A 10477-nucleotide genomic window follows, 5' to 3' on the forward strand; every position below is an offset into this window, starting at 1 on the left:
TGGCAGAGCGCATCGACGCGGGCCCGCGGGCCGTCGTCAACGTCCTCCACTTCTGTTCTTGGTTATCGTCGGCCGCATCGGTCACGATGGCAGCGAACGCGACGATACCTTGATTATCGGGCGTGAGATGTAGCTAAGAATTCAGATGCGTATGCGCGGCTTGCAGCCGCTTGATTGGCCCGTTCATCGCCTGACGGCGATGTCAGACCTCGAGCCATTCCTGCCGCACGGCGGCATTTGCCTTGAGCTCGTCTGGCGTGCCCTCGAACACGACGCGGCCGTGGCCCATGATGTAGACACGCTTCGAGATCCGCATCGCGATCGACAGCTTCTGCTCGACGAGCAGGATCGCGACGCCGGCCTGCGCGATGCGGGCAATGAGATCGCCGACCTGCTGCACGATCAGCGGCGCCAGCCCTTCGGTCGGCTCGTCGATCATGATCAGGTCGGGGTCGCCCATCAGCGTGCGGCACGTCGTGAGCATCTGCTTCTCGCCGCCGGACAGCACGCCCGCGGCCGTATCGGCGCGCGCGGCGAGATTGGGGAACATGTCGAGCATATCCTGAAGCCGCCATTTGCCGGGACGGCGCGTATCCTTGACGCCGAGCAGCAGGTTCTGGCGAACCGTCAGGCTCGGGAAGATGTCGCGATGTTCGGGGACATAGCCAAGGCCGAGGCGTGCGATCTTGTAGCTGGGAAGACCAGCGATGTCCTTGCCCTTGAAGCGGATCGTGCCTTGCGGGGCGACCTCGCCCATGATCGCCTTGACCGTGGTGGAACGGCCAACGCCGTTGCGGCCGAGCAGGCTCACGACTTCGCCCGCGGCGACATCGAGATCGACGCCCTGGAGAATGTGGCTCTTGCCATAATAGGCGTGAAGATTCCTGACCTCGAGCATCAGTGCGCTTCCTCGCCGAGATAGGCTTCCTTGACCTTCGGATCGCGCCGGATTTCTTCCGGCGTGCCCGACGCGATGATGTGGCCGTAGACCAGCACCGAGATACGGTCGGCCAGACCGAACACGACGCTCATATCGTGTTCGACGATCACCAGGGTCTTGCCCTCGGTCAGTCGCCGGATCAGCGATACCGCGCGGTCGGTTTCGGCGTGGCTCATGCCGGCAGTCGGCTCATCGAGCATGACGACGGTGGCGCCGCTCGCGATGGTGATGCCAATCTCGAGTTCGCGCTGCTCTGCGTAAGTGAGGAGGCCAGCCGGAACATCGCGCCGATGCGTCAGATGGATGTCATCGAGGATCTGGGCGGTTCGGTCGCGCACCTCGGGCAGGCCGTCGACGTTCTTCCAGAACGCGTAGCGATGCCCCGTGGCCCACAGCACGGCGCAGCGCACGTTTTCCCAGACCGTCATGCGGGCGAACACGTTGGTGACCTGGAACGAGCGCGACAGGCCGCGCCGGTTGATCTCGAACGGCTGGAGGCCGGAGATCAGATCGCCGTTCAGCCTCACCTCGCCCGAGGTCGGCTCGATATGGCCGCTGATCAGATTGAACGTCGTGGACTTGCCGGCGCCGTTCGGGCCGATAATGGCGTGCCGCTCGCCCTGCGCGACGCTGAAATTGAGGTCGCGGATGATGCCGACATTGCCAAAGCGCTTTTCGACGGCGCGGACTTCGATGGCTGCGGTCATGCCATATACCCCCGGTCACGGGCGACCGTGGCGGCCCTGTCCCACGCATCCGCGATGCGCCGCCAGGTCAGCCGCGCGACGAACGCACCGCCGACAACGAGAACCGCAGCAGCGATCCATGTCACCGGCGAGGTCGGATTGAAGGCAATGCCCAACAGGTTGATGGGGTCGCCGCCGGAATAGCGCGCGACCGTCTCGATGGTCAGGATCACGCCACAGGCGAGCGCTATCGTCGGCACGATCGCGACCAGATAGGACGGGATCACCGTCCACAGCGTCCCGGCGCGGATCAGCGGCCGATGCATCATCAAGAGGCCGGCAATGCCGCCCGGCGCATACATCACGATGCCGATGAAGATGATGCCGAAATAGAGCTGCCACGCCGTGGTGAGGTTGGTCAGCCCGAGCTGCAGATAAGTGACCAGGATCGCGCCGAGGATCGGACCGAAGAAATAGGCGGTGCCGCCGATGAAGGTGGAGAACAGCACCAGACCGGACTGGATCGCACCGAGCAGCGCGGAGTTCGCGATCTCGAAATTGATCGCGGTCAGGCCGCCGGCGACGCCCGCGAAAAACCCGGCAAAGCAATAAGCGAGGTAGCGGACGACGTGAGGATCGTAGCCGATGAACTGGACACGCTCGGGATTGTCGCGGACGGCATTGCTGATCCGCCCCAGCGGCGTCCGCGTCAGCGCGTACATCGCGATGGCCGACAGCACCAGCCAGAACGCGATCAGATAATAGACCTGCAGCTGCGGTCCGAACGACCAGCCGAGCAGCTTCGGCAACGCGGTGCGGTCCGTGGTGATACCGGCCTCGCCACCGAACACCGAGCGCAGGATCAGCGAGGAGGACGCCACCAGTTCGCCGATGCCGAGCGAGATCATCGCAAACACGGTGCCCGCGCGCTTGGTCATGACCCAGCCGATGATCATCGCAAAGACAAGACCACCGATCCCGCCGAACAGCGGAATGAAAGGAAGCGGAATCGGCCAGCCATGCGACACCACCGCATTCATCATGTGGCAGGCCGCGAAGCCACCAAGGCCATAGTGCACGGCGTGGCCGAACGACAACAGGCCGGTCTGGCCGAGCAGGATGTTGTAGGACAGCGCAAAGACGATCGCGATGCCGATCAGGCTGAACGACGTCAGCGAGCCGCCCGACGAGAAGATCATTGGCAGAACGATGAGCGCGGCGATGCCGACCAGCCAGACGCCGTAGAAGCGCAGATTTCCGCCGGCGGGCTCGCCTGTAACCTTCGAAGTCGTAGCCGTGGTCATGACTCGCGCGTCCCCATCAGGCCCATGGGGCGAACGATCAGAATGAGCACCAGCAGCATATAGGGTACGATCGGCGCGACCTGGGCGATCGTGACGTTCCAGATGTCGGTGAGGACGGACGGTCCCGACGACGGGTCGAGCGGTCCGAACGCACTGGCCAGCGAGCCATCGAGCGCCACCGCAAAGGTCTGCACCAGCCCGATGACGAGCGAAGCGATGAAGGCGCCCGGCAGGGAGCCGAGGCCGCCGAAGACGATGACCACGAACAGAATGGGCCCGAGCGATGCGGCCATATCCGACTGCGTCACCAAAGCGGGACCGGCAATAACGCCGGCGAGACCCGCCAGCGCGCTGCCGACGCCGAATACCGCCATGAACACGCGCCCGACATTATGGCCGAGATGCCCGACCATGTGAGGATGAGTGAGCGCAGCCTGCACGATGAGGCCGACACGGGTGCGCTTGAGCACGAGCAACAGCGCCACGAAGATCACGATCGACACGGCCAGCATGAAGATCTTGTAGGCGGGGTAGTTGGTCGAGAAGATCGTGAAGGCCGGGAAGTCGAGCAGCGCCGGCACGCGATAATCGAGCGGGCTCTTGCCCCAGATCATCGAGACGATCTCTTCAATCGCAAACGCCAAACCGAACGTCAGCAGCAGCTCGGCGACGTGGCCGTGCTTGTGGGTGTTGCGCAGGCCATAGCGCTCCACCGCCATGCCGATGGCGCCCACCAGCAGCGGCGCCAGCACCAGCGCCGGCCAGAAGCCGATCCACTTGGTGAGCTGGAAGCCGAAGAAGGCGCCGAGCATGTAGAAGCTGGCATGAGCGAAGTTAAGCACGCCCATCATGCTGAAGATGACGGTCAAGCCGCTCGACAGCAGGAAGAGCAGCATGCCGAACAGCACACCGTTCAGGGTCGAAATGACAATGAGTTCAAGCACAGCGCACTCATGGATATCCGGGGCCAAATGGCCCCGGCGAACATCGTCCAACCAATCAAATGCATTCCCGCCGCCCTCCCGCAACCGATAGCGGCCGCGGAACGGCGACGTATCCCGTGATTACGGCCGCGCCATCTTGCAGGTCGTGGAGACCATGGCCTGCGGCGTATCGATCTTCGACACCAGATGCCAGCCCCAACCGGTGCTCTCCTCGTCGAACGGCTCGCTCTCGGTCAGCTTGCCGAAGGAGGAGATGTAGATCGGCTGCAGGAACTGATGGTCGTCCTTGCGCATGATGCCCTGGCCGCCATCGAGAACCTCGAACTTCAGGTCCTCAAGCGCCGCCGCGACCTTCACGGGGTCGATCGAGTTGGCCTTCTCGGCCGCCGCCTTGAACATCCGCATCTCGTTGACCGCACGCGGGTACCACAGCGACAGGTTGACCTTGGCGCGGAACGCTTTCTCGTAGTCCATCGCGGCCTTGTTGCCGGAGTTTGCAAAGCCTTCGGTGATCTGGAAGACCTGCTGGTCGAGACCGGTCTGCTTGATCGCGGTCGGACCACCGGCGCCGCCGGCATAATAAGTGTACCAATTGACCTTCAGGCCGGCGTCGGCCGCGGCCTTGAGCATCAGCGCGAAGTCCTGGCCCCAATTGCCGGTGACGACGCTGTCGGCGCCGGACGCCTTGATCTTGGCGATGTAGGGCGAGAAGTCCGTGACCTTGAGCAGCGGATGCAGCTCGTCGCCGACGATCTGGATGTCGGGCCGCTTGGCGCCAAGCATCTTGCGCGCATCGGTGCGCACCGACTGGCCGAACGAATAGTCCTGGTTGATCAGGTACACTTTCTTGATGGAGGCGGTATCCTTCATGTAGTTGGTGAGCGCCTCCATCTTGATGTCGGAGCTGGCATCCCAGCGGAAATGCCAATAGCTGCACTTCTCGTTGGTCAGGCTCGGATCGACGGCGGCATAGTTGAAGTACAGGACTTCCTTGCCGGGATTGCGCGTGTTGTTCTTGGTGACGAAATCCGACAGCGCCGCGCCGACGGACGAGCCGTTGCCCTGGGTGATGTAGTGAACCCCGGCGTCGATCGCCTTCTGGGCCTGCACCAGGCTTTCCTGCGGATTGGTCTTGTTGTCGAGCGGGACGATCTCGACCTTGTGGCCGAGAATGCCGCCCTTGGCATTGAGCTCGTCGGCCAGATACTGGAATGTCTTCAGACCACCCTCGCCGACGCTGGCACCGCCGCCGGAGAGCGGATCGATATAGCCGATCTTGAGCGTGTCCTCAGCCGACGCTGCATGACCGAGCATCGGGGCGATCACGGCAATGGCCAAAGTGAGCTTGCGCATTGTTTTGTTTCCTCGCTGGCTATCGACTTTAGTCGATGGGCTTTTTGCGCATGTTGCAGCGCATTTGCAGGCCCCTACTGAGCAGAATGAACCTTGATTTACAAGCTCAACAGGACATGGCTCCGGCCGCCGCTACAGCAAAAGGTGAAGGCCGGCTCCGGGCGGGGAGATTTCCGCGAAGAGAAATAGAAAGCAAGGTGGAACTCGCACACGGCGCGCTCTGCTTTGGACTACGATTGTAGGGGCGGCGAGACCGGGGCGCCGTCAGCCTCGTCCTAAACGCCCAGCGCCTTGCGGTTGAATGTCCGCAGGAAGCGCAGCGACAGCGTCCGCACGTTCGCGACATTCAGCAGCCACGCCGCAGCGGTGTAAGCGAGCCCGCCCGCAACACTCACGATCATCAGCGAGACGATACCGGCGCCGTTGACTTGCGACCGTGCAACGAGGATCGCGCCCGCCATCGCTGCACCCGAGGCCGCGACGCCGGCGAGGCGGTTGACATCGAACGGCACGGGGTAGGCGCGGTGCATCAGGACGACGGCAACGACGAGGCCGATCGCCTCGGTCGCCAGCGTCGCCAGCGCCGCGCCGTAGAGGCCATGGCCCCCGACCAGCGCGAACATCAGCGCCACGCTCACGACCAGCGTGAGGAACGACTGCGCCGCCAGCATAAACGGCCGCTCGGCGAGCTGGAAGCTGATCTGCACATAGAACTGGTTGGCGATCCCGAAGAAGCGGGCGAGCACCAGCGTCGGCAGCAGTGCCGACACGCCGGCGCGGAAATCGACGCCGACGAGCGTGCCGGCGACCTGGTCCGCCGCGAGCGCAAGCCAGACGGCGACGGGCACGACGACGACGAGCAGCAGCTCGAAGCTCTCGGTCAGGCGTTCGCGGGTCGCGTCTACGCTCTTCTCCGACAGCGACCGGAATACGAGCGGCACGGTGGCCGCGGCGACACTGGAGGCGATCATCACCATGAACTGGCGCGGCAGATCGGCGGCGACGCCAAAGATGCCGGCGGCATCCTTGCCGAGCAAGTAAGCGACAATGAGCCGGTCGCAGGCCGAGTAGACCGCAACGGACAATCCGGCCAGCGTCAGCGGCAGGCCATAGCGTGCGAGCTGCACGAACTGGCTGCGCTGGAAGCGCGCGATCCTGGTGCGGTCGCCGACGAGGTTCAGGACAATGCCGGTGAGCGAGCCCAGGCCGAAGGCCGCGAGCAGGCCCATGCCGCCCCAGCCGAGCCAGATGCCGAGCAGGCCGAAGCCGACGCTCGCCACGCTGCGCACGATCGAGATCGCCGCAAACCGATAAGGGCGCAGCTTGGCGCGCTCGAATTCCTGGCCGACATCGACCGCATTGGCCATGATCGCGACGAACATGCTGGCGAGCAGCAGCTCGACACTGACGTCGCTGCGAAAAAGCAAGACCAGCGGCGTCGCAGCGCACATGGCGGCGACTGTCAGCCCGAAGGCGATCATCGCCGTGCCGCGAAAATCCACCTCCGCCGACATCGCCTGATAGCGCGACACCGACAGCTTGATCCAGGCAAAGAAGATCGCGCCCAAAATGCCGGCAATGCTGATGCCGACGACATAGACGCCATACTCCGCAGGCGTCAGCAGCCGCGTGTAAGCGGTGACCGCGAAAAAGCCCACCGCCGCGGGCAGGATGTAGGCGACCAGGTAGATCGAGAAATGGCGATTGAGCATGCGTGCACGGGACCGGCGTCGGCCTTGAAATGGAGCGGCCGTTAATCAGTTGGACCTTGGCTTGACGGTCGGAGGCTTGACTGTCGAAGGCTTGGCGATCGGACTGCGCCGCAGCATCCCCCAAGATAGTCACATAAGTCTGCAAATCGGCCCGCGAATGGGGCGGCTCGGCCGGTTTCGCGCGTTAGCGTTAAATTTGCCCTGTCCTTGAACGGGCCGCCGCGATCACCGAAAAGAAACCATGATTTCAAGCCGCCGCCCGGCTTTCTCTGATGCGTGGACGTGACTGGAATGGACGTTGCCGAGCGTATACGGGCAAACCCGGCCTCCCTGCCCCATGGCGGCACGGATGCCCCCCTGGTTCCGGCGAACCCCGCGGCCGGAGACGGCGAGCGGATGGTCCTCAATTTGTTCTTCGAGGAGCGGGACGACCGCTGGTTTCCGGGTGATCGCCACATCCGGCCGCTGCTGCGGCGCATGCTGCTCGGCCAATCCTGGATCAGCGGCCAGCGGCGCGTGTTCCTCAATCTCTGCGCCGGCCTCGACCGGGTCGGGATCCGCTATCGCGTGAACGGTTACGGCTACATCCGCAAGCACCCGGAGGAGCTCGCCTGCATCATCGGGCGTCCTTTCGTGCTCGACTGGTTCGCATGGAAGAACCCGCTGCTGTTGGGCGTTGCCATGTACAACCATCCGATCGAAGCGCCGGGTTATCTGAAAGACCTGCAGGTTGAGAGCATTCTGGTGCCCTGCGCCTGGTACGCCGATATGTGCCGGCCGGATTGGCCGCACGTTACGGTCTGGCCGGTCGGCATCGAGACCGATGTGTGGACGCCGGCGCCTGCCGATCAGAAGCGCGTCGATGTGCTGCTCTACGACAAGGTGCGCTGGGAACACGACCGCTACGAGGCGGAGCTGATCGAACCGATCCGCAGGCATCTCGAAGCGAACGGCCGCACGGTCGAGGTCATCCGCTACGGCCACTACAAGGAGGACGACTACAAGGCAGCGTTGGCGCGCTGCCGCAGCATGGTCTTCCTCTGCGAGCACGAGAGCCAGGGCATCGCCTGCCAGCAGGCGCTGTCGAGCGGCGTTCCCGTGTTCGCCTGGGATCGTGGCGGCCCTTGGCAAGATCCGGACTATTTTCCGCACAAGGTGCGATACGAGGGCAGCGTGTCCTCGGTGCCCTATTTCGACGCACGCTGCGGCGGCACGTTCATCGACGCAGCCGGCTTCATCTGCGGCTGGAGTGACTTCTGGTCGCATGTGAGCGCTGGCGACTTCGCGCCTCGCGACTATGTGATCGACAATCTCACGCTCGAGAAGGGCGCGCTTCACTATTACGGGATCGCTGAAGCAGCGATGCAGCGTCAGGCGCGCTGACAAGACCGTCCGCAAAGTTAACCCAATCGCGGGAAACCCCGGCGTCGCAAGGCACCGCTTGGTACGATGGCGCGTTGGTTCCGAAAGGACGACTCGCCACGTGATCAAGCTCGACAGACGCGAATTTCTCCTCGGCGGCGCCGCAGCGCTTGCAGCGGGCACATCGGCGTCAGCAGTGCCGGGGGCGAAACTTGCCCAGCGCCGCCCGGGCTTTGGTGCTGCGGCCACGCTCTGGGACCTGCAAGCCGATCCGCGGCTCGGCGAAGCCATCAGCACCTATTGCACGCAGGTCGTGCCGGTGCTCGAGCTGAAATGGCCGATGCTGCGGCCGGACGCGCACACGTTCGCCTTCGAGCGCGCGGATGCGATCTATGATTTCGCCCAGCAGAACGATCTGACGATGCGCGGGCATGCGCTCGCCTGGTATCACGACATTCCCGACTGGACCAAGCAGATCAAGGAAACGAAGGGCGTCGAACGCGCTTACGTCGATCACATCTCGACCGTCGTGTCCTACTACAAGGACAAGCTGACGTCGTGGGACGTCGTCAACGAGCCGATCCCGGACAACCCGCGCAGTCCGAAAGACAGGCGTGACACATTCTGGACGCAGAATTTGGGTGACCGCTGGATTCCGCTCGCCTTCCGCACAGCTGCTGCGGCCGATCCTTACGTCAAGCTCGCGATCAACGAATACGACATCGAGTCGGCGAAGGACTCGTTCATCGCCAAGCGCGCGGCCTACCGCAACCTCATCATGGATCTGCTCGACCAGGGCGTTCCGCTGCATGCGGTCGGACTGCAATCGCATCTGCATGCCGAGCTCGAGATCGACACGCACGGGCTTGCCGAATTCGTCACCGAGCTGCGCTCGTGGGGCCTCGAGGTGTACGTCACCGAGCTCGACGTCGACGATCAGAAGCTGACGGGTAATCCGGCGGAGCGCGACGCCATCGTCGCCAAGCGCGTCGATGACCTGCTGACGGCGATCTCGACCAGCGGCCCGGTGCGCTCGATCCTGACCTGGGGCCTCTCGGATCGCTATAGCTGGATCAACGGCACTTTCGCCCGCAAGGACAAGCAGCCGAACCGTCCGCTGCCGCTCGATGGCGAATTCAAGCCCAAGCCGTTCATGGACGTCCTGACCAAATTCACGAAAGACGTGTAAGCGCGCCTAGCGCGTTTTGGGCGTCTCGAATGCGGCCGTGTCGCCCATGTGGTCGGGAGACAAGCTCGGGCCGCGCCGGTCGCGCGAGTTCAGCCGGAACACGTCCCGGATGTCGTCGATCGAGGTCGACGAATAGGACTGGATGCAGAGCGCGACCTGATCGGGCGAAGCGGCGCCCATCAGCGCCTCGATCGCCTCGCGATCGAGGCGGGTATCATCCCAGTGCGAAACGGCGATGCTGTCTTCGCTGATCCGATGTCTCGCCAGATGTTCCGGCGAATTCGCGACGAAATTTCCATAAAGCAGGTACTCGGAGAATTTCTTCTTCCGGCACAGCGCCAGAGCCCAGCTTAGGCCTGTCGCCGACTTGATCGCGTCAGTCATCGCGCGCGCGGTGTCCTTGTCCCAGACCAGCGCGTTGCCGACATAATCGTCTGCCGGAAACGAGCGCTGCTCGATACCGAGAAGCTGATCGACGGTGCGGAGCCACAGCCCGTGCAACGGGTGGTCGGCGTCGATCGCCTTGCGCGTGACGAACAGCGGCGTCTTCTCGGCGCCGGCATATTGCCCGACATCGAATTCGCGGAAGAACAGATTGTCTGAGTCCAGGATGCAGACGCGCTGCTCGGGCGCATTGAGGACGCCAGCGATCTTCAGGATCTGCTGGATGTGCCAGCCATGCACGGGCGACGATAGCAGCGACAGCCAGACACGTCGGCTGCTGATGAACTGAAGCGCAGGCGGCAGCGCCCACAGCCATTTCGGCAGGTAACGCGAGGCCGGCACGATGACGCGCTTGTCGGAACCGAACCGCTCGAACAGCGGCACGTCCTCATCGTTAACAAGAACATAATGCTTGGTATATCCCGTCAGCCAGGTGTCGATGCTCTCGCTGAGCAGCGAGAAGCGCTCGATATCCTTGGCATAGCTGGCAGTCAGCAGTGCAACGGAATGCATAATGCGTGCTCAAATGGCGCTCGAACCGCA

Annotated in this window: 9 protein-coding genes; 2 read left to right on the forward strand and 7 right to left on the reverse strand. The window is 63.5% G+C overall.

The annotated features are described in order from the left end of the window. Nucleotides 1-202: 202 nt before the first annotated feature. The 6 genes from ACPPVR_RS34595 to ACPPVR_RS34620 all read right to left on the reverse strand — a co-directional run bounded on the left by ACPPVR_RS34595 (nucleotide 203) and on the right by ACPPVR_RS34620 (nucleotide 6939). Entirely contained in the window at nucleotides 203-898 is a 696-nt protein-coding gene (locus tag ACPPVR_RS34595; RefSeq protein WP_426610997.1) for an ABC transporter ATP-binding protein, read from the reverse strand. After that, nucleotides 898-1647 (reverse strand): ABC transporter ATP-binding protein, encoded by a 750-nt coding sequence (locus tag ACPPVR_RS34600; protein WP_426610998.1) that lies wholly within the window; start codon nucleotides 1645-1647, stop codon nucleotides 898-900. The genes ACPPVR_RS34595 and ACPPVR_RS34600 overlap by 1 nt, the downstream gene beginning before the upstream one ends. Beyond that, the gene (locus tag ACPPVR_RS34605) at nucleotides 1644-2930 is read right to left on the reverse strand and encodes a branched-chain amino acid ABC transporter permease (protein WP_426610999.1); all 1287 of its coding nucleotides are present in this window, start codon (nucleotides 2928-2930) and stop codon (nucleotides 1644-1646) included. Before ACPPVR_RS34605 ends, ACPPVR_RS34600 begins: the two co-directional genes overlap by 4 nt. Then, on the reverse strand, nucleotides 2927-3874 hold the full coding sequence (locus ACPPVR_RS34610; protein ID WP_426611000.1) for a branched-chain amino acid ABC transporter permease: 948 nt from the start codon (nucleotides 3872-3874) through the stop codon (nucleotides 2927-2929). Before ACPPVR_RS34610 ends, ACPPVR_RS34605 begins: the two co-directional genes overlap by 4 nt. A 120-nt stretch (nucleotides 3875-3994) precedes the next feature. Continuing rightward, nucleotides 3995-5227, reverse strand: a complete 1233-nt coding sequence (locus ACPPVR_RS34615; protein WP_426611001.1) for a branched-chain amino acid ABC transporter substrate-binding protein — start codon at nucleotides 5225-5227, stop codon at nucleotides 3995-3997. A gap of 275 nt (nucleotides 5228-5502) precedes the next feature. Further along, on the reverse strand, nucleotides 5503-6939 hold the full coding sequence (locus ACPPVR_RS34620; RefSeq protein ID WP_426611002.1) for a lipopolysaccharide biosynthesis protein: 1437 nt from the start codon (nucleotides 6937-6939) through the stop codon (nucleotides 5503-5505). 291 nt (nucleotides 6940-7230) lie between these two features. On the opposite strand from ACPPVR_RS34620, the gene ACPPVR_RS34625 reads away from it, so the two are divergent. Next, on the forward strand, nucleotides 7231-8322 hold the full coding sequence (locus ACPPVR_RS34625; RefSeq protein WP_426611003.1) for a glycosyltransferase: 1092 nt from the start codon (nucleotides 7231-7233) through the stop codon (nucleotides 8320-8322). A gap of 100 nt (nucleotides 8323-8422) precedes the next feature. Next, nucleotides 8423-9490 (forward strand): endo-1,4-beta-xylanase, encoded by a 1068-nt coding sequence (locus tag ACPPVR_RS34630; RefSeq protein ID WP_426611004.1) that lies wholly within the window; start codon nucleotides 8423-8425, stop codon nucleotides 9488-9490. A 6-nt stretch (nucleotides 9491-9496) separates the two neighbouring features. Here ACPPVR_RS34630 and ACPPVR_RS34635 read toward each other — a convergent pair whose 3' ends face one another. Further along, nucleotides 9497-10447, reverse strand: coding sequence for a DUF6492 family protein (locus ACPPVR_RS34635; RefSeq protein WP_426611005.1), 951 nt, complete (start codon nucleotides 10445-10447; stop codon nucleotides 9497-9499). Nucleotides 10448-10477: the final 30 nt, after the last annotated feature.

This window comes from Bradyrhizobium sp. McL0616, from assembly GCF_049993385.1.
Classification (GTDB): Bacteria; Pseudomonadota; Alphaproteobacteria; order Rhizobiales; family Xanthobacteraceae; genus Bradyrhizobium.

Bases quoted from the DNA above. Each gene is read 5' to 3' on its own strand.
- ACPPVR_RS34635 (WP_426611005.1), bottom strand. From the start codon at position 10,447: ATGCATTCCGTTGCACTGCTGACTGCCAGCTATGCCAAGGATATCGAG.
- ACPPVR_RS34615 (WP_426611001.1), bottom strand. From the start codon at position 5,227: ATGCGCAAGCTCACTTTGGCCATTGCCGTGATCGCCCCGATGCTCGGT.
- ACPPVR_RS34625 (WP_426611003.1), top strand. From the start codon at position 7,231: ATGGACGTTGCCGAGCGTATACGGGCAAACCCGGCCTCCCTGCCCCAT.
- ACPPVR_RS34600 (WP_426610998.1), bottom strand. From the start codon at position 1,647: ATGACCGCAGCCATCGAAGTCCGCGCCGTCGAAAAGCGCTTTGGCAAT.
- ACPPVR_RS34605 (WP_426610999.1), bottom strand. From the start codon at position 2,930: ATGACCACGGCTACGACTTCGAAGGTTACAGGCGAGCCCGCCGGCGGA.
- ACPPVR_RS34595 (WP_426610997.1), bottom strand. From the start codon at position 898: ATGCTCGAGGTCAGGAATCTTCACGCCTATTATGGCAAGAGCCACATT.
- ACPPVR_RS34620 (WP_426611002.1), bottom strand. From the start codon at position 6,939: ATGCTCAATCGCCATTTCTCGATCTACCTGGTCGCCTACATCCTGCCC.